At 61.5% G+C, this 24,629-nt stretch carries 19 protein-coding genes; 9 read left to right on the forward strand and 10 right to left on the reverse strand.

The window, feature by feature from the left end:
* Window positions 1–3: 3 nt before the first annotated feature.
* Both AC19YY_RS15455 and ppsA read right to left on the reverse strand, forming a co-directional pair.
* The gene (locus AC19YY_RS15455) at window positions 4–993 is read right to left on the reverse strand and encodes an alpha/beta fold hydrolase (protein ID WP_500604455.1); all 990 of its coding nucleotides are present in this window, start codon (window positions 991–993) and stop codon (window positions 4–6) included.
* A 99-nt stretch (window positions 994–1,092) separates the two neighbouring features.
* A complete protein-coding gene (ppsA, locus tag AC19YY_RS15460; RefSeq protein ID WP_170043305.1) occupies window positions 1,093–3,468 on the reverse strand; it encodes a phosphoenolpyruvate synthase in 2,376 nt (791 codons plus the stop codon).
* A gap of 178 nt (window positions 3,469–3,646) precedes the next feature.
* On the opposite strand from ppsA, the gene ppsR reads away from it, so the two are divergent.
* Window positions 3,647–4,465 (forward strand): posphoenolpyruvate synthetase regulatory kinase/phosphorylase PpsR, encoded by an 819-nt coding sequence (ppsR, locus tag AC19YY_RS15465; RefSeq protein WP_076961191.1) that lies wholly within the window; start codon window positions 3,647–3,649, stop codon window positions 4,463–4,465.
* 97 nt (window positions 4,466–4,562) lie between these two features.
* Here ppsR and AC19YY_RS15470 read toward each other — a convergent pair whose 3' ends face one another.
* On the reverse strand, window positions 4,563–5,987 hold the full coding sequence (locus tag AC19YY_RS15470) for an aminotransferase-like domain-containing protein (protein WP_170043304.1): 1,425 nt from the start codon (window positions 5,985–5,987) through the stop codon (window positions 4,563–4,565).
* 160 nt (window positions 5,988–6,147) lie between these two features.
* Between AC19YY_RS15470 and AC19YY_RS15475 the strand changes: the two genes are divergently transcribed.
* From AC19YY_RS15475 to AC19YY_RS15495, 5 genes are read left to right on the forward strand one after another with little or no spacing between them, the layout of a single operon-like run.
* Entirely contained in the window at window positions 6,148–7,041 is an 894-nt protein-coding gene (locus AC19YY_RS15475) for a DMT family transporter (protein WP_170043384.1), read from the forward strand.
* Window positions 7,042–7,067: 26 nt separating this feature from the next.
* Window positions 7,068–8,930, forward strand: coding sequence for a molybdopterin-synthase adenylyltransferase MoeB (gene moeB, locus AC19YY_RS15480; protein WP_500604456.1), 1,863 nt, complete (start codon window positions 7,068–7,070; stop codon window positions 8,928–8,930).
* A gap of 25 nt (window positions 8,931–8,955) precedes the next feature.
* Complete coding sequence (locus AC19YY_RS15485; protein WP_172313222.1) at window positions 8,956–9,870, forward strand: PLP-dependent cysteine synthase family protein; 915 nt, start codon at window positions 8,956–8,958, stop codon at window positions 9,868–9,870.
* Window positions 9,871–9,893: 23 nt separating this feature from the next.
* Entirely contained in the window at window positions 9,894–10,886 is a 993-nt protein-coding gene (locus AC19YY_RS15490; RefSeq protein ID WP_169954249.1) for a serine O-acetyltransferase, read from the forward strand.
* 2 nt (window positions 10,887–10,888) lie between these two features.
* Entirely contained in the window at window positions 10,889–11,617 is a 729-nt protein-coding gene (locus tag AC19YY_RS15495; protein ID WP_500604457.1) for an alanyl-tRNA editing protein, read from the forward strand.
* Window positions 11,618–11,671: 54 nt separating this feature from the next.
* Here AC19YY_RS15495 and AC19YY_RS15500 read toward each other — a convergent pair whose 3' ends face one another.
* The 7 genes from AC19YY_RS15500 to AC19YY_RS15530 all read right to left on the reverse strand — a co-directional run bounded on the left by AC19YY_RS15500 (window position 11,672) and on the right by AC19YY_RS15530 (window position 21,274).
* Entirely contained in the window at window positions 11,672–12,607 is a 936-nt protein-coding gene (locus AC19YY_RS15500) for a hypothetical protein (protein WP_500604458.1), read from the reverse strand.
* 166 nt (window positions 12,608–12,773) lie between these two features.
* Window positions 12,774–14,258, reverse strand: coding sequence for a 2-methylcitrate dehydratase (prpD, locus tag AC19YY_RS15505; protein WP_500604459.1), 1,485 nt, complete (start codon window positions 14,256–14,258; stop codon window positions 12,774–12,776).
* A gap of 247 nt (window positions 14,259–14,505) precedes the next feature.
* Window positions 14,506–15,696, reverse strand: a complete 1,191-nt coding sequence (gene prpF / locus AC19YY_RS15510) for a 2-methylaconitate cis-trans isomerase PrpF (protein ID WP_169954253.1) — start codon at window positions 15,694–15,696, stop codon at window positions 14,506–14,508.
* 11 nt (window positions 15,697–15,707) lie between these two features.
* A complete protein-coding gene (acnD, locus tag AC19YY_RS15515; protein ID WP_500604460.1) occupies window positions 15,708–18,302 on the reverse strand; it encodes a Fe/S-dependent 2-methylisocitrate dehydratase AcnD in 2,595 nt (864 codons plus the stop codon).
* 202 nt (window positions 18,303–18,504) lie between these two features.
* A complete protein-coding gene (gene prpC, locus AC19YY_RS15520; RefSeq protein WP_500604461.1) occupies window positions 18,505–19,632 on the reverse strand; it encodes a bifunctional 2-methylcitrate synthase/citrate synthase in 1,128 nt (375 codons plus the stop codon).
* A 41-nt stretch (window positions 19,633–19,673) separates the two neighbouring features.
* Window positions 19,674–20,567, reverse strand: coding sequence for a methylisocitrate lyase (prpB, locus tag AC19YY_RS15525; protein ID WP_169954256.1), 894 nt, complete (start codon window positions 20,565–20,567; stop codon window positions 19,674–19,676).
* The gene (locus AC19YY_RS15530) at window positions 20,564–21,274 is read right to left on the reverse strand and encodes a GntR family transcriptional regulator (RefSeq protein WP_169954257.1); all 711 of its coding nucleotides are present in this window, start codon (window positions 21,272–21,274) and stop codon (window positions 20,564–20,566) included. The genes prpB and AC19YY_RS15530 overlap by 4 nt, the downstream gene beginning before the upstream one ends.
* A gap of 272 nt (window positions 21,275–21,546) precedes the next feature.
* On the opposite strand from AC19YY_RS15530, the gene rloA reads away from it, so the two are divergent.
* From rloA to AC19YY_RS15545, 3 genes are read left to right on the forward strand one after another with little or no spacing between them, the layout of a single operon-like run.
* Window positions 21,547–22,083 carry a retropepsin-like aspartic peptidase RloA gene (gene rloA, locus AC19YY_RS15535; protein ID WP_038442340.1) on the forward strand — a complete coding sequence of 179 codons (537 nt, stop codon included), beginning with the start codon at window positions 21,547–21,549 and terminating at the stop codon, window positions 22,081–22,083.
* Between the two features lie 5 nt (window positions 22,084–22,088).
* The gene (gene rloB / locus AC19YY_RS15540; protein WP_169954258.1) at window positions 22,089–23,621 is read left to right on the forward strand and encodes an osmotic stress tolerance membrane protein RloB; all 1,533 of its coding nucleotides are present in this window, start codon (window positions 22,089–22,091) and stop codon (window positions 23,619–23,621) included.
* Complete coding sequence (locus AC19YY_RS15545) at window positions 23,621–24,607, forward strand: alpha-L-glutamate ligase-like protein (protein ID WP_170057719.1); 987 nt, start codon at window positions 23,621–23,623, stop codon at window positions 24,605–24,607. The genes rloB and AC19YY_RS15545 overlap by 1 nt, the downstream gene beginning before the upstream one ends.
* Window positions 24,608–24,629 lie beyond the last annotated feature (22 nt).

Genomic DNA, 24,629 nt, shown 5'->3' on the forward strand with positions numbered 1-24,629 from the left:
TTCTCAGACAGTCGCAGGCACCGGCGCCTGTGCATCCACCGGAGGTGTCAGGGGATCTTTCAGCCAGCGCTGCACCAGTGGCCATACTTCGGCCTGCGCCGCTTTGCTGACCAGCATCTCGACATGCCCGAAATCACCGCTGAACCCATGCTTGCGCCCCAGGCACAGATACTGGCGATGCTCGCTGCCCACCTGCTCAAACAGCTTGCGGCAGGCCCAGTCCGGGTCCTGATGATCGCCAGCGGCACTCACGGCCAGTAGCGGCACATCGACCTCGGCCAGGCCTTTCCACCAGTCGCGCTCGGCATCGCCGAAACGCCCGAACAAGCCGTGCCAGCGCATGCTTTCCAGGGCCAGACCGATAGGCTCGTCTTCCGGACCACGCTTGAGGCGCGAGCCGGAGAGCTGGGCAAAGCGCTTGAGGATCAAGCGTCCACCCCACTCCACCGGCGGAATCTTCAACGGCCAGTAAGTGCGGCTGACCTGGCAGCCAAACAACGCCACCGACGCCACCGCCGGCGCGCCCAGATAGTGGCCGCCCAAGGCTGCCGCCAGAGTCGTGCCACCCAACGAATGGCCGATCCAGTGCGGGATCTGCGCACTTTGCTCACGCACAAAGGCGGCAATGGCTGGCAAATCGTAACGAGCATAGTCGGCGACACGATTCTTGGCGTAGTCCTGGTTGCGCCGGGAAAGCCCGTGGCCGCGCATTTCCGGGATCCATACATCAAAGCCCTGGCGCGCCAGGTACGCCCCCAGGCCGATACCTTTGGGCGAATACCAGAAGCGCCGGTTGGAAAAGCTGCCATGCACCAGCACCACCGGTATGCCACGGCTTTGCGCGACATCGGCCAGGCCCAGGCGTGTCACCGCCAGCTCTACGGTGCTGTCGGGGCTGTTGCCAGGCTTGAGGCGATAGACATCTTCACTCAGGTCGCCACGACGCTCAGCGCTGATCAAGGCGACGGGAAACAGGTTGCTGCTGCTTTGCATAATGTTCTTGCACAAAAAAGGGCGGCGTCCGGTAGGAGTTCCGCCCTGTACAGAATGAGAAATGCCGGCCAGCCGCACTGGCTGGCCGGCAAATGGCAATTACGCCGAGGCTTGACCTTCAGCCAGGAAGAACCAGGTTTCCAGCACGGAATCGGGGTTCAGCGAGACGCTTTCGATGCCCTGTTCCATCAGCCATTTGGCCAGGTCCGGGTGATCGGAAGGGCCTTGGCCGCAGATGCCGATGTACTTGCCGGCCTTGTTACAGGCCTGGATGGCGTTGGCCAGCAGCTTCTTGACCGCAGGGTTACGCTCGTCAAACAGGTGCGCGATGATCCCGGAGTCACGGTCCAGGCCCAGGGTCAACTGGGTCAGGTCGTTGGACCCGATGGAGAATCCATCGAAGAACTCCAGGAACTCTTCGGCGAGGATGGCGTTGGACGGCAGCTCGCACATCATGATCACGCGCAGGTCGTTTTCGCCGCGGGTCAGACCGTTCTCGGCCAGCAGGTCAACGACCTGGCTCGCCTCGCCCAGGGTACGCACGAAGGGCACCATGATCTCGACGTTGGTCAGGCCCATCTCGTTGCGCACACGCTTGAGGGCGCGGCACTCAAGCTCAAAGCAGTCACGGAATGCTTCGCTGATGTAACGCGAGGCGCCACGGAAGCCCAGCATCGGGTTTTCTTCTTCCGGTTCGTAGAGCTTGCCGCCGATCAGGTTCGCGTATTCGTTGGACTTGAAGTCGGACAGGCGCACGATGACTTTCTTCGGCCAGAAGGCCGCCGCCAGGGTGCTGATGCCTTCCACCAACTTCTCGACGTAGAAGCCCACCGGGTCGTTGTAGCCGGCGATGCGCTTGTCGACGCTGTCCTTGATTTCCACCGGCAGGCCGTCGTAGTTCAACAGGGCCTTGGGGTGCACGCCGATCATGCGGTTGATGATGAACTCCAGGCGGGCCAGGCCCACACCGGCGTTCGGCAACTGCGCAAAGTCGAAGGCGCGGTCGGGGTTGCCGACGTTCATCATGATCTTGAACGGCAGGTCCGGCATGGCGTCGATGGAGTTTTGCTTGATATCGAAGCCCAGCTCACCTTCAAAGATGAAGCCGGTATCGCCTTCGGCGCAGGACACGGTGACGCCCTGGCCATCCTTGAGCAGTTGGGTGGCGTTGCCACAACCCACCACTGCCGGGATCCCCAGCTCACGGGCGATGATCGCCGCGTGGCAGGTACGCCCGCCACGGTTGGTGACGATGGCGCTCGCGCGCTTCATCACGGGTTCCCAGTCCGGGTCGGTCATGTCGGAAACCAGCACGTCACCTGGCTGGACCTTGTCCATCTCGGACACGTCCTTGATGATCCGCACCTTGCCCGCACCGATGCGCTGGCCGATGGCACGGCCCTCTACCAGCACGGTGCCGGTTTCTTTCAACAGGTAGCGTTCCATGACATTGGCCGAGGTGCGGCTCTTCACGGTTTCCGGACGGGCCTGGACGATGTACAGCTTGCCGTCGTCGCCGTCCTTGGCCCATTCGATGTCCATCGGGCACTTGTAGTGCTTCTCGATGATCATCGCCTGCTTGGCCAATTCGCTGACTTCGGCATCGCTGAGGCAAAAGCGCGCACGCTCAGCCTTGTCGACATCAACGGTTTTCACCGAGCGACCGGCCTTGGCCTCGTCGCCGTAGATCATCTTGATGGCCTTGCTGCCCAGGTTGCGGCGCAGGATCGCCGGGCGACCGGCCTCAAGGGTGTGCTTGTGCACGTAGAACTCGTCCGGGTTGACCGCGCCTTGTACGACGGTTTCGCCCAGGCCGTAGGCGCCGGTGATGAACACCACGTCACGGAAGCCCGATTCGGTATCCAGGGTGAACATCACGCCGGCAGTACCGGTTTCCGAACGCACCATGCGCTGTACGCCGGCAGACAACGCTACCAACTTGTGGTCGAAACCCTGGTGTACACGGTAGGAAATGGCGCGGTCGTTGAACAGCGAGGCAAATACTTCCTTGGCTGCCCGGATAACGTTTTCCACGCCACGGATATTCAGGAAGGTTTCCTGTTGGCCGGCGAACGAGGCGTCGGGCAAGTCTTCGGCGGTGGCCGAGGAGCGCACGGCGACGGCCATGTCCGGGTTGCCGGCCGACAAGGTGGCGAAGGCTGTGCGGATTTCGGCGTTGAGCTTCTCGGGGAACTCGGCTTCCATGATCCACTGGCGGATCTGTGCGCCGGTCTTGGCCAGGGCGTTGACGTCATCGACGTCCAGCGCGTCCAGGGCAGCGTGGATCTGATCGTTGAGGCCGCTCAGTTCGAGGAAATCGCGGTATGCCTGGGCCGTGGTGGCGAAACCACCGGGCACCGAGACACCAGCGCCCGCAAGATTACTGATCATCTCGCCGAGGGATGCGTTCTTGCCCCCCACATGCTCTACATCATGGACGCCGAGCTTATCGAGGGAAACTACGTACTCTACCAAGGTGATCTCTCCACTAACTGTGTTGGAAAAGCTCAGGGCGCCGGCGGCTCAGTAGGAGCATTTACCGGCGTTTGTGGCCTGGACCTGGAAAATAAGTGAGAATGCGGCCCACTGTGGGACGGCAAAATCGCGCCTATCATATCCAAGATTCGTCATCAGCTTAAGGCCCAAGGCTCAAATGAAACGATCTGCTTTCTTTATCTCCGATGGCACCGGCATTACCGCCGAAACCCTGGGTCAGAGCCTGCTGGCGCAGTTCGAAAGCATTACCTTTGCCAAATTTACCCGGCCTTATATCGATAACGTGGATAAAGCGCGGGCCATGGTACAACAAATCAATCTGGCCGCCGAAAAAGACGGTGTGCGCCCGATCATTTTCGACACCATCGTCAATCAGGACATCCGTGAGATCCTCGCGACCTCCAATGGTTTCATGATCGACATCTTCTCGACCTTCCTCGCGCCCCTGGAACAGGAGTTGAGCGAACACTCCTCGTACTCCGTGGGCAAGTCCCATTCCATTGGCCATAACTCCAACTACATGGAGCGGATTGAGGCGGTGAACTTCGCCCTGGACAACGACGATGGCGCCCGCACCCATTACTACGACAAGGCCGACCTGATCCTGGTCGGCGTGTCGCGCTGCGGCAAGACCCCGACCTGCCTGTATATGGCCATGCAATTCGGCATCCGCGCGGCCAACTACCCGCTGACCGAGGACGACATGGAGCGCCTGCAACTGCCGGCGGTGCTGCGCACCCATCAGCACAAGCTGTTCGGCCTGACCATCGACCCGGACCGCCTGACAGCGATCCGTAATGAACGCAAGCCCAACAGCCGCTATTCGAGCTATGCCCAGTGCGAGTTCGAGGTGCGGGAAGTGGAAAATCTATTCCGTCGGGAGAACATTGCGCACATCAATTCCACGCATTTTTCGGTGGAAGAGATTTCGGCGAAGATCCTTGTGGAAAAGGGCGTCGAGCGGCGCTTCAAGTAATTTGCATTGCTTGAGCCAGCTCCCACATTTGATCGGGTTCACACGTCAAATGCGGGAGCTGCGGTGCGACTTGCCTGCGATCAACGATAACCCAGCCTCACAGATGAAACCGGTCCCCACCCTGCCCCAGCGCCGTGGCCAGCGCATCAAACCCTGCCCTTAGCAGCTGATCATCCCCAGACGTATTGCAGATACTCGCCCGAATAAACTGCGGCACGGCCGTCTGCCCCACGGCGAAGGCCTCGGCCGTCGCGATCAGGTAATTGTTCTGCTTGAGCTCAGCCTCGATTTCCGACGCACGCCATGGCTCCGGGACTTCAATCCAGAAGTGCGGGCTATTGGGGTGCGTCCGGTATTCCAGGCCGCTCAGCAGGTCCTCGACCAACGCCTTGCGCCGGCTGATTTCGTGGATCTGCTGACGCAACAGATGCGCTGCCGTGCCGTTTTCAATCCACTGCGTGGCCAGTTCCAGGGTCACAGGGGTGGCCATCCAACAGGTTGAGCGCAGCGCTGCGGAAATACGGCTGACCAACGCCGGCGGCGCATGCACATACCCCACGCGCAAGCCCGCCGATACCGCCTTGCTCAGGCTGCTGATCAGAATCGTGCGCTCCGGGGCAAAATGACTCAGGGGCGGCGGGCGGTCCTCCACCAACACACCATGGGCCTCGTCCTCCAGGATCAGCAGGTTGTGCTCACGGCAGACCCTGGCCAGCGCCTCGCGGCGGGCAACCGACAAGACCGCTGTCGTCGGATTCTGGATGGTCGGCGTGCAGTACAGGGCAGAAACCCGGTGATTACGACACACCTCCTCCAGGGCCGTCGGCAGCACACCCTCCTCGTCCATTTCCAGGCCGATCAGGCGGATGCCAAGCATCCGTGCGGCAGTGATCAGACCGGGATAGGTCAACTGCTCGGTGACGACCGTATCGCCCGCGCGCACCAACGCCATCAACGCGCACAACAAACCATGCTGGCCGCCGTTGACACAGATGACCTGCTCGGGAATCGGATGAAAATCACGCTGCACCAACCATTGCGCACCCGCCGCGCGGTAGCGGGGCAAGCCGGCGTCCGGGGTGTAGGCACTGATGTCCTGCAGGAACTTGGCATTGGTGGCCAGGGTTTCAAAGCTCTGGGCCAGGAACGTGGTCTCCTGCCCCGGGATGTGCATATTGCGGCTCATATCGAAGTACTGGCGCGGTTCCTCGCTGACGTTGCGAAAGCCTTCGTCGCGCTGGCGCTCCATCCCACGCTTGCGCACGAATGTGCCGTCGCCCACCCGCGCCACCACCAGGCCCAGGCGTTCCAGTTCGCCGTAGGCGCGGCTGATCGTACCGATGGTCACCCCCAGGTTGTCGGAAAGCACCCGATGAGGCGGCAGTTTGCGCCCTGGTTCGATCAAGCCCTCGAGGATGCCCCGCTCCATCACATCAGACAGGCGTTTGTACTTCACGCCCTGCCCACTGGACAGTCCCTCTCGCATAATTGACACCATGTCAATATTTGTTTTGACAGCCATCATTCGCCCTAATAGTGTGCTTTTACGGGTTCAATCACCGGGTGAAACCTCTAATTACAAGTCCAATATAGAGTTCAATTCCGGCTCAGGGAAGCAATAAACGATGCCAATGTCCGCTGTTCTCGAAAATTCCGAAAAAACCAAATCCCCCAAACAATGGCTGGCTGGCCTGATCACCAGTGTGATGTTCCTGATTGTCTGCCTGAGCTGGGGCACCACCTGGCTGGGGATCAAGATCGCCGTGGAAAGCGTGCCGCCCCTGACGTCGGCGGGCCTGCGCTTTTTGATCGCCTTCCCGCTATTCCTGTGTTTTGCCTTCCTGCGTCGCGAGCCGATCCTGTTTCCACGGGAAAGCCGCTGGTTCTTTGTGTTCGTGACCCTTTGCTATTTCAGCGTGCCCTACTACCTGCTCAACTATGGCGAGATGCACGTCTCGTCCGGCCTCACCGCCCTGCTGTTCAGTTGCATGCCGGTGTTCATCCTGATCTTCTCCGCGCTGTTCCTGCGCGAGCGCATCTACTTTTCCCAGGTCGTGGGGATCGGCATCGGTTTCGCCAGCCTGTACATGATCATCAAGAGCCAGGGGCTGCACCTTGACCATGCCGAGTTCTTTGGCGTCCTGGCCATTCTGAGCGCCGCGATCATGCATGCCTTGTGCTATGTCATTACCAAGCAAAAAGGCAGCGCCATCAGTGTGATCACCTACAACACCCTACCCATCGGGATTGCCGGGCTGATGCTGTTCGTCGCCGGGCTGTGGTTTGAATCACCGACCTTCGAGGCCATTACCCTGCGTTCCTGGAGCGCCCTGTTCTACCTGGGCCTGGTGGCCTCAGTTGGTGGGTTTATCGTGTACTTCATGCTGCTCAAGCGCCTGAGCCCGATCATCCTGTCGTTCGTCTTCATTATTTTCCCGGTGTTCGCCGTGATCATCGGCGCCTGGTACGAAGGCCTGGAACTGTCCCGGGACCTGATGCTGTATTCGGCGATCCTGCTGGCAGGCTTTGCCATCACCAAGTTGCCGATCGAAAAGCTGCTGGCAAAACCCAATTGACCCTTTCCCCACCACGCGAGAGAAACATGGACGTCCTCCGCCAAACCGCCCTGGCACAGATCTACGCCCACGCCAGCAGCACCTACCCCGAAGAGTGCTGCGGCTTTGTCTTCGCCGACGGCAGTGTGTACCTGGGCAGCAATATCCAGAACGAGTTACACCGCAAGAACCCCGAGGCCTACCCCCGCAGCGCGGCCAACGGCTACACCTTCTCGGTGACCGACACGCTGCTGATGAACAAGGCCTTTCGCACGGATAACCCGGTGGTGGTGATCTACCACTCCCACCCGGATGTCGGTGCCTATTTCAGCGACGAGGATCAGGACAAGGCCCTCTACATGGGGGAACCGATCTACCCCGTCAGCTACCTGGTGGTGGATGTTCGCCAGGGCAAGGCCCTTGGGTCGAAGCTGTTTGCCTGGGATGGCACGCACTTCGCCCTCACCCCCTTCAACGACCTGCAAACGGAGTTGTACATGAACGCTGTCTCTTTCCCCGACATCCTGGCCCGTGTGGCCAAGTTGCCAGAATCGACCCTCGAGGGTGCCGGATCGACATTGCGCGAAGTCATTGAAGGCCTCTGTGCCCGCTACCCGCAGCTACGGGCACACCTGTTCCACGAAAACAACGGTCGACTCAAGGAACATTTCCTGTTCACGGCTGGGGAAGAACTGATCGATCCCGACGAGCCGCTGCCCGAGAAGGCCAGGATCGAAGTGCTGCTCGCCACCTCCGGCGGCATGGACATCGAGTCCCTGAGCAACGAGGAAGTGCAGCGCTATGTGCGCCATATCACCCTGCCCGGCGTCGGCCGCGAAGGGCAACTGAACCTGAAGAAAGCCAAGGTGCTGATCATCGGTACCGGTGGCCTGGGCTCGCCCATCAGCCTGTACCTGGCCGCAGCCGGCGTCGGCACCCTGGGGCTGGTGGACTTCGATGTGGTGGAAAGCAGCAACCTGCAACGCCAGGTCGTGCACGGCAACAGCACCCTGGGCCTGCCCAAGGTCGAATCCGCCAAGCGCCGGCTGCAGGACCTCAACGCGCATATCCGGATCAACACCTACGACACCGCGCTGAATGCCGACAACGCCCTGGAACTGGTCGGCGCCTACGACCTGGTGATCGACGGTACTGACAACTTCGAGACCCGCTACCAGGTCAATGATGCCTGCGTACAGTTGGGCAAGCCGTTGGTGTACGGCGCGATCTACCGCTTCGACGGCCAGATCAGCGTGTTCAACTATCAAGGCGGGCCCTGCTACCGCTGCCTGTACCCCCACGCGCCACCCGCGGAACTGGCGCCCAATTGCAGCGCCGGTGGGGTGATCGGTGTATTGCCCGGTGTGGTCGGGATGATCCAGGCCACCGAGGCGATCAAGCTGTTGATCGGCCTCGGCGAATCCTTGTCCGGCCGGTTGATGCGCTTTGATGCCCTGGCCATGAAATTCAGTGAACTGCGTTTCAAGCGCCGCGCCGACTGCCCGTGCTGTTCCGACTTGCGTGAAGAACACCAACCCGCCGCCGCCGTGTGTGCCGATACCCTCCGCAGCACCCAGGGCCTGGCAGAAGAGCACTACATCAAGCCCCAGGTGCTCAAGCAACTGCTGGAGCAGCGCCGCAGCGCCGATATCCTGCTGGATGTACGCGACGCCAGCGAGCTGGAGGTCTGCCAACTGCCCGGTGTGGTGCACATCCCCCTGGCCCAGCTCGACGAGCAACTCGATACCCTCAGCCGTGACAACACCCATTACCTGATCTGCTATGCCGGCAGCCGCGCCGAGCAAGCCGCCAGTACGTTGCTGGCCGCAGGCTTTGCCAACACCCGGGTGCTGCAAGGCGGCATGAAACACTGGGTACGCGACGTCGAACCCGACATGCCGTTGTACTGACCACAGGCCTTGGGGTACTTATCCGATGCTGCATAACTCCATACTCGACGCCATTGGCCAAACGCCTATCGTGCGCCTGGAACAATTCTCCGAAGACCTCGGTATCGAGGTCTTCGCCAAGCTTGAATCCCTGAACCCGGGCGGTAGCCACAAGGCACGGATTGCCCTGGGAATGATCCTCGACGCCGAGCGCCGGGGCATCCTGATTCGCGATTCGGGGCAAACCATCATCGAACCCAGCGGTGGCAACACGGGCATCGGCCTGGTGATGGCCGGCAACGTGCTGGGCTACAAAGTGGTGCTGGTGATTCCCGACAACTACAGCCCCGAAAAGCAAAAGCTGCTGCGCCTGTATGGCGCCAAGGTGGTGCTGTCCGATAGCCGCCTGGGCAACAACTCCCATGGCGAAAAGTGCATGGAGTTGCAGCTGGAAAACCCCAGCTTCGTCATGCTCAACCAACAGCGCAACGGCGCCAACCCCCAGACCCACCGCGACACCACCGCCCCGGAAATCATCCGTGCCTTTGGCGAGCGCCAGGTCGACTATTTCGTCAGCGGGATAGGCACCGGGGGCCACATCACCGGGATCGGTGAAACCCTCAAGGCCACCTGGCCGCAGATCCGCGTGATGGGCGTGGAGCCCGAGGAGTGCGACCTGCTCAGTGATAGCCATGCGCCGCATCATATCCAGGGCCTGTCCATCGGCCTGATCCCGAGCATTCTCAACCTGAACGTGCTGGACGGCATGCTCAAGGTCTCGCGCCTCGATTGCCTGGAAATGATGAAACGCATCATGCGTACCGATGCCATCAGCCTGGGGCTGTCGTCGGCCGCCAATATGGTGGCCATCGCCAAGCTCGCACCGGAACTGCCCACCGACACCGTCGTCCTGACCATGGTGTACGACAGCGCCGACAGTTATCTGCCCTGCTTCGAATAACGACAATTACGGGGGTGCCTTCCATGGGAGGCTTTATCGACATGCAACAGCTGCACGATGAGCTGCTGACCCACCTCATCAAGACCCTGTCGCCGGCGCAGATGGCACAGTTGCAGCCACACCTGGCGGCGTTGATCCAGCCCGCCGCGCAGGAGGTGGCCGAGGACTTGATCGCCTATGCCTGGCGCGATCCGGCGTCCAGGGGCCGCGGCGAACTGATCCTGGAGTCTTACGCCTCATTCAAGGCCGTGCTGTATTACCGGCTGGCGCATCGGGTATGGAATCTACCCGACCAGGCCCACGGCCAGTTCTGTGCGATCGCGCTGACGTTGAGCAACCAGGGCAAGATCCTGTCCGGCGCCGAAATCCACCCCGCCGCCCGCATTGGCCGGCGCTTCGTTCTGGATCATGGCTTTGGCACGGTGGTCGGCGAGACCTGCGAGATCGGCAATGACTGCTACATCCTGTGTGGCGTGACCCTGGGCGCCCGGGGCATCGCCAACAACCCGGACGGCAAGCGTCACCCACGCCTGGGCAACAACGTGGAAGTCGGCGCGGGCGCGAGGGTGCTCGGGTATGTGCTGATTGGCGACAACGTGTTTATCAGCCCCTCCTGTGTCATCACCCAGGACGTGCCCGCGGGCACCAAGGTCAAGGTGGTCAACCAGATCCAGTTGCAGAAAAACGACGAAGCTGACGCCAGCAATTACCTCGGGGCATTTGCCCTCGACGAGCGCCTGCACGTGGTCGGCGAAGTCAACATCAGCCACCGGGTCACGGTGCTGGATGCCGACTTCCACCCACTGTCAGGCCTGGTGCTGGAACCCACGGTCAAGGAGCGTCATCACCTGCAGTTTCGCCTGCGCACGCTGCAGGCCCCCACCTACCCCCCGCGCCTGCCGCTGAACCTGAAGGTGTGCGGACCGAGGTTCGAGGTCACCCTGCTCTCCCCACCCGGGCTGAGCGCAATGGTGCGGCGCCTGCTGCAAACCAGCCCACTGATCGTTGGAGGATGAACATGTCCGTACACACCATGGAAACCTTGGCGCTGTTCGACAGCGCGCCTTACCAGAACGCCTTCAGCGCCCGGGTAATCGCCGTCAGCGAACAGGGCGTGGCCCTCGAACACACGCTGTTCTACCCCACCGGCGGTGGGCAACCCGGCGATACCGGTTACTTCACCCTGCCGGACGGCAGCCGGGTCAATGTGGCCGGCACCGTACGCGACCCGGTCCTGCGCTCGATCATCTGGCACCAAGTGGAACACTGCCCCGAGTCATTGCGTGCGGGGGTACAGGTAGATGCCGGCCTGGACTGGGAGCGTCGCTACCAACACATGAAAATGCACACCTGCCTGCATCTGTTGTGCTCGATCATCGACGCACCGGTAACCGGTTGCAGCATCAGCGCCGATAAGGGCCGCCTGGACTTCGACCTGCCGGAAATGACCCTCGACAAGGAAAGCATCACCCGCGACCTCAATGCCTTGATCGAGCAGGCCCATGGGGTCAAGTCGCTGTCGATGCCGGCCTCCGAATACTCCACCCTGCTGCAAATCACCCGCACCCAGGCCGTCGCGCCTCCGGTGATCCAGGGCGCGGTACGGGTGATAGAAATTGCCGACATCGATATCCAGCCGTGTGGCGGCACCCATGTGGTCAACACCGAGGAAATCGGTCGGGTGTTCTGCGAAAAAATCGAGAAGAAGAGCAAGCACAACCGACGGGTGATCCTGCGGTTCGAGTGAATCGGCAAGCAGCCAACAGGGAGGCCCAGCCTCCCCTTATCGACGCGTTTGCCCTTACTTCGACTGGGCTTTGACCTGGGCACTCAATTGCGCTATTTGCTGTTGCAGTTGGGAAATCACCTGGGTGAACTCAGTCATCATTTGATCGATGCGAGCGCGCAATTGCTCGTTCTCGCGCATAAGATCATCAACACTGCGGGCCGACGGCGCCGTGGCTTCATCGGCCTGGGCCGATGGGGTGGCGTCCTTGGCACGGGGCGCTTGCTCAGCCGGCGCAGAGTCCGCCGCGGTATTGCTGTCAGCCTTCGGGCCTGCGCTAGGAGCCTGATTTGCGGAAGTACCGGCCCCCGTTATTTTCTGGCTCAACGCTTGGATCTGCTCTTGCAGCCTGGTAACCACCGTCGTGAACTGGGTTTGCAACCGCTCGACCGTTTCACGCAGTTGGTCGTTTTCAGCAGTCAACTGCTCAAGATTACCCGGCGCTTCGGGGCCTGAAGCCGGCGTACTTTCTGCGCGGGCCGATGCTGCAGGCGCTGTTCCGTCCTGCTGCACCGCTGTGTTGTCCTGCCGAGCCGCTGGTTTTTCACCCGCGCCCTGATTGGATGGAGCGTCCTCTTTCTGCGGTTTTTGCATCGTGTTGACTTGCTGAGCCAGCTCAGCCACTTGCTGCTGCAGCGCGGTGATTATCGGCGAGAACTTGGCCACCAACTGGTTAAGCTGGTCGCGCAGCTGATTGTTTTGCTGGGAAAGCTGTGCGAGCTGGGCCGGGGCGGTATTGGTCGCAGATGACGGTGAGTTGACCAAGCCCTTGTGGGTCGCAAACTGCCCGCGCTGCTGTGCAGTCATAGGCTTTCGAGGGGATGCTGAATCTGCTGGAGTCTGGCCGGGAGTCTGGGTTTTGGCACTGTTTTCTGGCTGCGCGGATGCAGGCTTGGAGGGCATTTCATAGCCGTGGTAGGGCGCGTACTGCTGCTGGTTTACGCTAGTCATGGCGAACCTCTCATTTAATTCACAGGTATTGCTTGCCAGACGACCCGGTACAAAAGGTCATCTGGCTACCTGATTGGCAATTATCTGAAGACGGTTCCGAAGATGTAGGACATACGATTGGCAAAGTGTGTCGACTGCAAATCCTGCCACCTCGCAGCGGCTTTTATTACATCACCCACAGATCCACAAACTGATTCACCGGCGTCCCTTCCAGCCTTGCCTGGTCCTTGCACAGTGCAAAAATCTCAGCGCTGCGCTGCGCAGTGAAACGTGTCGCCAGGTTGGCCTTGAACTTGTCTTCCAGCAACGGAATGCCATCCGCCCGGCGCCGACGATGGCCAATCGGGTATTCCACCGCGACCTGTTCGGTGCTCGAACCATCGGTGAAAAACACCTGCACGGCGTTGGCAATGGAACGCTTGTCAGCTTCCAGGTATTCGCGGCTGTAACGCGGGTCTTCGACGATGACCATTTTTTTGCGTAACTCATCGATGATCGGGTGCGCGGCATGGAATTCATCTTCGTACTGCTCGGCCACCAGGTTGCCAAACGCCAGGGGCACGGCGGTCATGTATTGCAGGCAGTGGTCGCGGTCGGCCGCATTAGCCAGTTGGCCGACCTTGGAAATGATGCGAATGGCCGACTCGTGGGTGGTGATCACGATGCGCTCGATTTCATGCAAGCGCTGCTTGACCTGCGGGTGCAAGGTGACGGCGGCTTCACAGGCGGTCTGGGCGTGGAATTCGGCGGGAAAGCTGATCTTGAACAGCACGTTTTCCATCACATAAGTGCCATAGGGCTGGGGCAGGCTGAACGCGCGCTTGTCCTCAGGCTTGAGGGCCAGGTCCTTGTTGGTGTGGCTGAACAGCACGTCATAAAAACCCCATTGCGGCGCGCTCAACACACCCGGGATGCCCATCTCGCCGCGCAGGGCGATATCCGCCAGGCGCACGCCACGGCTCGACGCATCCCCCGCCGCCCACGACTTGCGCGACCCGGCATTCGGCGCGTGACGGTAAGTGCGCAGCGCCTGCCCATCGACAAACGCCTGGGACAACGCCGCCAGCAGTTGCTCACGATTGGCACCCATCAACTTGGCGCAGACCGCCGTAGAGGCGACTTTGACCAGCAGCACATGGTCGAGGCCGACGCGATTGAAGGAGTTTTCCAGGGCAATCACGCCCTGGATTTCGTGGGCCATGATCATCGCTTCCAGCACCGCGCGCACGGTCAGCGGCGCCTCGCCATGGGCCACGCGTTTTTGTGACAGGTGATCGGCAACGGCCAGGATGCCGCCGAGGTTATCCGAAGGATGGCCCCATTCGGCGGCGAGCCAGGTGTCGTTGTAATCGAGCCAACGCACGATGCAGCCGATGTCCCACGCGGCCTTGACCGGGTCCAGGCGATAGGACGTACCCGGCACCCGGGCACCGAACGGCACCACTGTGCCTTCGACAATCGGTCCCAAATGCTTGGTGCACTCAGGGAAGCGCAGGGCCAGCAGGCCGCAGCCGAGGGTGTCCATCAGGCAGTTGCGGGCGGTGTCCAGGGCGTCCCGGGAGTCGATGCGGTAGTTGAGGACGTAATCGGCGATGTCCTGCAAAACCTGGTCATAGTCGGGGCGGTTGTTCTGGTCGACGTTGGCGCTCATGGCAGTACTCCAAAATAGGTGGGTGTGTTCCTTCCTCAGGCTCAGGGTTGGTCGTTTGTGGCAGGTCTCTCGCCTGCTCTAATACAAAAATCGAGAAGCCACCGCTAGCCCCCTGTGGGAGCGGGCTTGTGTGGGAGCGGGCTTGCTCGCGAAGACGTCGGCCCAGCAAACATTGACATTGACTGACCCACTGCTTTCGCGGGCAAGCCCGCTCCCACACAAGCCCGCTCCCACATTGGGGCCGGCTTTAGAATGCGTCGCCGGGCACGCGCACGTAGCCTTCCATCAAGACCCGCGCACTGCGGCTCATGATGGCCTTCTTCACCACCCATTCGCCGTTGACCTGGCTGGCCTCTGCGCCCACGCGCAAGGTGCCGGACGGATGCCCGAAGCGCACGGCATTGCGTTCCACACCGCCCGCCGCGAGATTGACCAGTGTCCCGGAAATCGCCGCCGCCGTGCCAATCGCCACCGCCGCCGTGCCCATCATCGCGTGGTGCAGCTTGCCCATGGACAGCGCCCGCACCAGCAGGTCCACATCACCGGCCTTGATCGCCTTGCCACTGGAAGCCAGGTAATCCGCAGGCTTGGCCACGAACGCCAGCTTCGGTGTGTGCTGGCGCTGGGCCGCTTCGTCCAAGTGCTTGATCAGGCCCATGCGCAACGCCCCATGGGCCCGCACTGTCTCGAACATGGCCAGGGCTTTCGGATCGCTGTTGATCGCGCCTTGCAGCTCGGTGCCGGTGTAGCCGAGGTCTTGCGCGTTGATAAAAATCGTCGGGATCCCCGCGTTGATCAGCGTCGCCTTGAAGGTACCGACACCCGGCACTTGCAGGTCGTCGATCAGGTTGCCGGTGGGGAACATCGAACCGCCGCCGCCCTCTTCTTCGGCTGCCGGGTCGAGGAATTCCAGTTGCACTTCGGCCGCCGGGAAGGTCACACCATCCAGCTCGAAGTCGCCGGTTTCCTGCACCGCGCCGTCGGTGATCGGCACATGGGCGATGATGGTCTTGCCGATATTCGCCTGCCAAACCCGCACCACGGCCACGCCGTTAGAGGGGATACGCGCAGCGTCCACCAGGCCAGCACTGATGGCGAATGCACCCACCGCTGCCGACAGGTTGCCGCAGTTGCCGCTCCAGTCGACAAAAGGCTTGTCGATGGACACCTGGCCAAACAGGTAGTCCACGTCATGCTCTGCGCGGGTGCTCTTGGCGAGGATCACGGTTTTGCTGGTGCTCGACGTGGCACCGCCCATGCCGTCGATCTGCTTGTCATAGGGGTCGGGGCTGCCGATCACCCGCAGCAGCAGGGCATCGCGCGCCGCCCCCGGGACCTGGGCCGATTCGGGCAAGTCCTTGAGGTTGAAAAACACGCCCTTGCTGGTGCCGCCACGCATGTAGGTGGCGGCGATCTTGATTTGCGCTACGTGTGTCATGGTTATCCTCTTCAGGCGGTCGCCGCCGATTCCAGGAAGTCCTGGGCAAAACGCTGCAACACGCCGCCCGCCTCGTAGATCGACACTTCTTCGGCGGTGTCCAGGCGGCAGGTCACTGGCACTTCGACACGTTCGCCATTCTTGCGGTTGATCACCAGGGTCAACTGCGCACGCGGGGTGCGCTCGCCGATTACGTCATAGGTTTCGCTGCCATCGATCTGCAGAGTCTTGCGGTCGGTGCCCGGCAAAAATTCCAGGGGCAGCACGCCCATGCCCACCAGGTTGGTGCGGTGGATGCGTTCGAAGCCTTCGGCGGCAATCGCTTCCACACCCGCCAGGCGCACGCCCTTGGCCGCCCAGTCGCGGGACGAACCCTGGCCGTAGTCGGCGCCGGCAATGATGATCAGCGGCTGCTTGCGCTCCATGTAGGTTTCGATGGCTTCCCACATCCGCGTGACCTGGCCTTCGGGTTCGATGCGCGCCAGGGAACCCTGCTTGACCTTGCCGTTTTCCTGGACCATTTCGTTGAACAGCTTGGGGTTGGCAAAGGTCGCGCGCTGGGCGGTCAAGTGGTCGCCACGGTGTGTTGCATAGGAGTTGAAGTCGACTTCCGGCAGGCCCATTTTCGCCAGGTATTCGCCGGCGGCACTGTCGAGCATGATCGCGTTGGACGGCGACAGATGGTCAGTGGTGATGTTGTCCGGCAGCACCGCCAGCGGGCGCATGCCCTTGAGCGGACGCGCACCGGCCAGGGCGCCTTCCCAGTACGGCGGACGACGGATGTAGGTGCTTTGCGGGCGCCAGTCGTACAGCGGGGTGACTTTCGGGCCGGTGTCTTCATGGATCGCGAACATCGGGATGTAGACCTGGCGGAACTGCTCAGGCTTGACCGATGCCTTGACCACCGCGTCGATTTCTTCGTCGCTCGGCCAGATGTCCTGCAGGCGGATTTCCTTGCCGCTCGCGTCCAGGCCCAGTACGTCTTTTTCGATATCGAAACGGATAGTGCCGGCAATCGCGTAGGCCACCACCAGCGGTGGCGACGCCAGGAACGCTTGCTTGGCGTACGGGTGGATGCGCCCGTCGAAGTTGCGGTTACCCGAGAGCACGGCGGTGGCGTACAGGTCGCGGTCGATGATTTCTTGCTGGATCACCGGGTCGAGTGCACCGGACATGCCGTTGCAGGTGGTGCAGGCGAAGGCAACGACGCCAAAACCCAACTGCTCCAACTCGCTGGTCAGCCCGGCTTCGTCGAGGTACATGGCCACGGTTTTCGAACCAGGGGCCAGGGATGACTTGACCCACGGCTTGCGAGCCAGCCCCAGCTTGTTGGCATTGCGCGCCAGCAGGCCGGCGGCGATCACGTTGCGCGGGTTGCTGGTGTTGGTGCAACTGGTGATGGCAGCGATGATCACCGCGCCGTCGGGCATTTGCCCCGGCACGTCATCCCATTGCCCGGAAATGCCCTTGGCCGCCAGGTCGCTGGTAGCCACACGTGCATGCGGGTTGCTCGGGCCGGCCATATTGCGCACGACGCTGGACAGGTCAAAGCTCAGGCCACGCTCGTATTGCGCACCCTTGAGGTCATCGGCCCACAGGCCGGTGTGCCGTGCGTACTGCTCGACCAGGGCGACTTGTTCGTCTTCGCGACCGGTGAGCTTGAGGTAGGCGATGGTCTGCGCGTCGATGTAGAACATCGCCGCCGTGGCGCCGTATTCCGGGGCCATGTTGGAGATGGTGGCGCGGTCGCCCAGGGTCAGGGCCGAAGCGCCTTCACCGAAGAACTCCAGCCAGGCACCGACGACTTTCTGCTGGCGCAGGAACTCGGTCAGCGCCAGCACCATGTCGGTGGCGGTGATGCCCGGTTGCAGCTTGCCCGTCAGCTCGACGCCAACGCTTTCCGGCAGGCGCATCCACGACGCGCGGCCAAGCATCACACTTTCGGCTTCCAGGCCGCCGACGCCAATGGCGATCACGCCCAGGGCGTCGACGTGGGGGGTGTGGCTGTCGGTGCCGACGCAAGTATCCGGGAAGGCCACGCCGTCACGCACCTGGATCACCGGGGACATTTTCTCCAGGTTGATCTGGTGCATGATGCCGTTGCCCGGCGGGATCACATCGACGTTCTTGAAGGCCTTTTTGGTCCACTCGATAAAGTGGAAACGGTCTTCGTTGCGGCGGTCTTCGATGGCGCGATTTTTCTCGAAGGCCTGTGGGTCAGAACCACCGGCCTCGACCGCCAGGGAGTGGTCGACGATCAGTTGGGTCGGCACCACCGGGTTGACCTGGGCCGGGTCCCCCCCTTGCAGGGCGATGGCATCACGCAGGCCGGCGAGGTCCACCAGGGCGGTCTGGCCGAGGATGTCATGGCATACCACACGGGCCGGGAACCAGGGGAAGTCGAGGTCGCGCTTGCGTTCGATCAACTGGCTCAGGGACGCGTTGAGCGTCGCCGGGTCGCAGCGGCGCACCAGGTTTTCGGCGAGCACGCGGGAGGTGTAGGGCAGCGTGGCGTAGGCACCGGGGGTGATGGCCTCGACAGCCGCACGGGCGTCGAAGTAATCCAGGCGGCTGCCGGGGAGCGGTTTGCGAAATTCAGTGTTCATCGTCAGGACTCGGTCACGGTAGTTACAGAAGGAAGACCTGTACCGACCCAGAATTGGAATGAGGTCAAAATGTGGGAGCGGGCTTGCTCGCGAATGTGGTGTGTCATTCAACACATTCAGTGACTGTTACCCCGCATTTGCGAGCAAGCCCGCTCCCACACTTCTGATTCGGTTACCAATTCGGGATTGTCGGTCTCCTCATTCAGCGACGTTCGATTGGCACGAACTTGCGCTGCTCGACGCCGATGTACTCGGCGCTTGGACGGATGATGCGGTTGTTGGCACGCTGCTCGAACACATGCGCCGCCCAGCCGGTGAGGCGCGAGCAGACGAAGATAGGCGTGAACAGCTTGGTCGGGATGCCCATGAAGTGGTACGCCGAGGCATGGTAGAAGTCGGCGTTGGGGAACAGTTTTTTCTGTTCCCACATGGTCTTGTCGATGGCTTCGGAGACCGGGAACAGCACCTTGTCGCCCACTTCATCAGCGAGTTTTTTCGACCAGCCCTTGATCACTTCATTACGCGGGTCGTTGTCTTTATAGATCGCGTGGCCAAAGCCCATGATCTTGTCCTTGCGCTCCAGCATGCCGAGGGTTCCTTTCACGGCGTCTTCGGCCGAGGAGAAACGCTCGATCATTTCCATCGCCGCTTCGTTGGCGCCGCCATGCAGCGGGCCGCGCAGCGAGCCGATGGCGGCGGTGACGCAGGAATACAAGTCGGACAGGGTCGAGGCACACACACGAGCGGTGAAAGTCGAGGCGTTGAATTCGTGCTCGGCGTACAGGATCAGCGACACGTTCATGACTTTTTCGTGCAGCGGGCTCGGCTTCTCGCCGTGCAGCAGGTGCAGGAAATGCCCACCGATGCTCGGCTCGTCGGTCACGCAGTCGATGCGCTTGCCGTCATGGCTGAAGCGGTACCAGTAGCACATGATCGCCGGGAACGCGGCCAGCAGGCGGTCGGTGACATCGCGCTGCACGCTGAAGTCTTGTTCCGGCTCGATGTTGCCGAGGAACGAGCAACCGGTGCGCATCACGTCCATCGGGTGGGCGTCGGCGGGGATGCGCTCCAGTACTTCCTTGAGCGCCTGGGGCAGGTCACGCAGCTTGCTCAGCTTGGCGCTGTAGGCCGCCAGCTCGGCCTGGCTCGGCAATTCGCCGTACAACAGCAGGTAGGCGACTTCTTCAAACTGCGCGTCGGCGGCCAGTTCACGCACGTCGTAGCCGCGATAGGTCAGGCCGGCACCGGCCTGGCCCACGGTGGACAGTGCCGTCTGCCCGGCCACCTGGCCACGCAGGCCGGCGCCACTGAGTACTTTTGCTTCAGCCATGGTTCTTCTCCAATTTTGTAGTTATCTGGGAGGCGCTGCGCTTATTTTTTGGCGGCGAACAGCGCGTCGAGCTTCTGCTCGAAGGTGTGGTAGTCAATGCGATCGTAAAGCTCCATGCGGGTTTGCATGGTGTCGATCACGTTCTGTTGGGTGCCGTCGCGACGGATCGCGGTGTAGACGTTCTCGGCGGCCTTGTTCATGGCGCGGAATGCCGACAACGGGTACAGCACGATGGAAACATCGGCAGATTTCAACTGTTCGGTGGTGTACAGCGGCGTCGCGCCGAATTCCGTGATGTTGGCCAGGATCGGCGCCTTCACACGGGAGGCGAACAGCTTGTACATCTCCAGCTCGGTGATGGCCTCGGGGAAGACCATGTCGGCGCCGGCCTCGATGCACGCGGCAGCGCGTTCCAGGGCAGACTCCAGGCCTTCCACGGCCAGGGCGTCGGTGCGCGCCATGATCACGAAGCTGTCATCGGTGCGGGCATCCACGGCAGCCTTGATGCGGTCGACCATTTCCTGCTGCGAGACGATTTCCTTATTCGGGCGATGGCCGCAGCGCTTGGCGCCCACCTGGTCTTCGATATGGATCGCGGCAGCGCCGAACTTGATCATCGACTTGACGGTACGCGCCACGTTGAACGCCGAGGAACCGAAACCGGTGTCTACGTCCACCAGCAGCGGCAGGTCGCATACGTCGGTGATCCGGCGCACGTCGGTCAGCACGTCATCCAGGCCGGTGATGCCCAGGTCCGGCACACCCAGGGAGCCCGCGGCGACACCGCCACCAGACAGGTAAATGGCCTTGAAACCGGCGCGCTTGGCCAGCAAGGCGTGGTTGGCGTTGATCGCGCCGACCACTTGCAGCGGGTGTTCGCTGGCTACCGCATCACGGAAACGCTGGCCTGGGGTGCTGTTTTTATCGGAACTCATGACTCACCTCTCGAGGGGGCGCCGTCGGGGAAGTGACGGGCGATATTGCGTTTGGAAGCGCCGATATGACGGCGCATCAACAACTCGGCCAGTTCACCGTCGCGATCGGCAATCGCGTCAAGAATGCGGTGATGCTCGGCAAATGCCTGGCGTGGACGATTGGGGGTGGCGGAGAACTGGATGCGGTACATGCGCACCAACTGATACAGCTCGCCGCACAGCATCTGGGTCAAGGTGCGGTTACGCGCGCCCTGGATGATCCGGTAGTGAAAGTCGAAGTCGCCTTCCTGCTGGTAATAGCCAACACCGGCCTGGAACGCAGCATCGCGCTCGTGGGTGTGCAGGACCTGGCGCAGCTCCTCGATTTCTGCGTCGGTCATGCGCTCGGCGGCCAGGCGGCAGGCCATGCCTTCGAGGGATTCGCGGATTTCGTAGAGTTCCACCAGTTCCGCCTGGCTCAGGGACACCACCCGCGCGCCGACATGGGGCACGCGCACCAGCAGGCGCTGGCCTTCCAGGCGGTGGATCGCCTCGCGCAACGGGCCACGGCTGATGCCGTAGGTGCGCGCCAGCTCAGGCTCAGAGATCTTGCTGCCGGGGGCTATCTCGCCCTTGACGATGGCGGCCTGGATACGACGGAAGACGTTCTCGGACATCGTCTGGGAATCGTCCTGCCCTGCCACCGGAATTTCCAGCTGATCCAGCATGATTGTCGACACCTTTAAAAGCAATTCCGCAAAAACTAGCCAATCAGCCCCTGATAGTCAAAGAATAAATGCACATTGTCGACAATCGTCTAATAACCCGCTCTGCACGCGGCAAGGCATGGCCGGCTGCCAGCGCTGGCGCCAGAAAACCTTCATGTTAGAATGCCCGCCGCATTTGCCTGACATCTCCGGATGAAAAGGCGCACGAGGGAGCTTGCGCAGCAATGCCAGTCGCCTTGAATCAAACATCGCACTGCACCGCCTCAGGATCTATGAGACTCAAGCCCTTCCCCCTATTGTTCTGCCTACTGATGTTTCCGGGCCTTGGCATCGCTGCCGAGAAGACGGTTTACGGCCTCAATGAATACGCCAAGCTGGCGGGCATTGACCTGGAAGTCGCCGCCAAGCTCGACACCGGCGCCAAGACTGCGTCCTTGAGTGCCCGGGATATCAAGCGCTTCAAGCGCAATGGTGAGTCCTGGGTCCGCTTCTACCTGGCCATCGACACCGCCCATTCGCACCCCATCGAGCGCCCCCTGGCCCGCGTCAGCAAGATCAAGCGCCGCGCCGGCGACTACGACCCCGATGAGGACAAGAACTACACCGCCCGTCCGGTGATTGCCCTGGACATCTGCATGGGCACCGCTTTACGCAGCATCGAAGTGAACTTGACTGACCGCAGCGCCTTCCAATATCCGCTGCTGATCGGCTCCGAAGCCTTGAAACGCTTTGATGCGCTGGTCGACCCCAGTCTTAAATACGCAGCGGGCAAACCTGCCTGCGCCACCGACGCTCATACCGCCGAGTAATTCCAATGCGCTCTCTTACTATGCACCTGAAGATTCTGATCGCCGTCCTGGTGGTACTGGGCATTTCGGTCACGGCCTATCAGATCTTCGTCCTCGGCATCCCGGTGACCGAAGACGCCACTGACGACCTGTGGAACATCGACGCCAAGGTCGAGTTCGTCGCCAATGCCAAGGACCCGGTCAAGGTCCAGATGTTCGTGCCGCCCCTGAGCCGCGACTTCGTCAGCCTCAATGAGAGCTTCATCTCCAATAACTATGGGGTGAGCGTCAACCGCATCGACGGCAACCGCAAGGTCACCTGGTCGGCCCGGCGCGCCAAGGGCAACCAGACCCTCTACTACCGCCTGGTGCTGACCAAGCGCTACAGCGGCGAGAAGGTCAAGGTCAAGGGCCCGACCTTCCGCGACAGCATTGCCGTGGAAGGCCCGGAAAAAATCGCCGCCGAGGCCCTGCTGGCACCGATCCGCCAGCACTCGGCCGATGTCGAGACGTTTATCAGCGAAGCCATCAAGCGCACCAACAACCTTAACGACGATAACGTCAAGCTGCTGCTGGCGGGCGATCCGTCGACGCCCCACAAGGCCAAGATCGTCGAGTTACTGCTGTCCATCGCCCACGTGCCGGTAGAAAAAGTCCATACCATCCGCCTGGTGGCCGACCAACCGCAAACCCCGGAGCTGTGGCTGCGCAGCTTCAATGGCAACGACTGGCTGTACTTCAACCCGGAAACCGGCGAACAGGGCCTGCCCTCGGACCGCCTGCTGTGGTGGACCGGCGATGAAAACCTGATCACCGTCGATGGCGGCAAGAAAGCCGCCGTGACCTTCAGCCTGAACAACAGCGAGATGAACGCGATCCGCCTGGCCAAGCTGACGGACGAGAACACCGACGCCAACTTCCTCGAATACTCGCTCTACGGCCTGCCGCTGCAAACCCAGCAGACCTTCATGATCATGGTGATGATCCCCATTGGCGTGCTGGTGATCCTGATCCTGCGCAACCTGATCGGCCTGCAAACCCTGGGGACATTCACCCCGGTGCTGATCGCCCTGGCATTTCGCGAGACGCAGCTGGGCTTTGGCATCGTGCTGTTTACCGTGATTACGGCGCTCGGGCTGTCGCTGCGCTCGTACCTGGAGCACTTGAAGTTGCAGATGCTGCCGAGGCTGTCGGTGGTGCTGACCTTCGTCGTGGTGCTGATTGCGGCCATCAGCCTGTTCAGCCACAAGCTGGGCCTGGAACGCGGCCTGTCGGTGGCGCTGTTCCCGATGGTGATCCTGACCATGACCATCGAACGCCTGTCCATCACCTGGGAAGAGCGCGGTGGCGGCCATGCGATGAAAGTCGCGATTGGCACCCTGTTCGCCGCGTCCCTGGCCCACATCATCATGAGCGTGCCGGAGCTGATCTACTTCGTGTTCACCTTCCCGGCGATCCTGTTGATCCTGGTGGGCTTCATGCTGGCCATGGGTCGCTACCGTGGCTACCGCCTGACCGAGCTGGTGCGTTTCAAGGCCTTCCTCAAGGCTGATTCGTAATGTTCGGGTTCTGGAAGACCTGGAAGGCCCTGGAGGCGCGGGGCATCATGGGCATCAACCGGCGTAATGCCGACTACGTGCTCAAGTACAACAAGCGCAGCCTGTATCCGATTGTCGATGACAAGATCATCACCAAGGAGCGGGCGATTGCGGCCGGGATCCATGTGCCAGAGATGTACGGGATCATTTCCACCGAGAAAGAAATCGACAAACTCGACGAAATCATTGGTGGCCGTAGCGATTTCGTGATCAAGCCGGCCCAGGGCGCCGGCGGCGACGGCATCCTGGTGATCGCCGACCGCTTTGAAGGGCGCTATCGCACTGTGTCCGGCAAGATCATCAGCCATGAGGAAATCGAGCACCAGATCTCCAGCATCCTCACCGGCCTGTATTCCCTGGGCGGCCACCGTGACCGCGCACTCATCGAGTACCGCGTGGTACCCGACCAGATCTTCAAGAGCATCAGCTACGAAGGCGTGCCGGATATCCGCATCATCGTGTTGATGGGCTACCCGGTGATGGCCATGCTGCGCTTGCCGACCCGCCAGTCCGGCGGCAAGGCCAACCTGCACCAGGGCGCGATTGGTGTCGGTGTGGACCTGGCCACCGGCCTGACCCTGCGCGGCACCTGGCTGAACAACATCATCACCAAGCACCCCGACACCACCAACGCGGTGGACGGTGTGCAACTGCCCAACTGGGACGGTTTCATGAAACTCGCCGCCGGCTGCTACGAGTTGTGCGGGCTGGGTTACATCGGCGTGGACATGGTGCTGGACCAGGAAAAAGGCCCGCTGATCCTGGAACTCAATGCCCGGCCGGGGCTGAATATCCAGATCGCCAACGATTGCGGCCTGACCTTGCGCACCCATGCGGTAGAAGCTCGCCTTGAAGAGCTGAAGGCGGCGGGCGTGACGGAAACGGCTGAAGAACGCGTGCGGTTTGCCCAGGAAATGTTTGGGCATATTCCACCGGTAGAAGGCTGAATAACCCACCCGGCCGCGCCCC

It is taken from the genome of Pseudomonas sp. MF09156 (assembly GCF_059862305.1).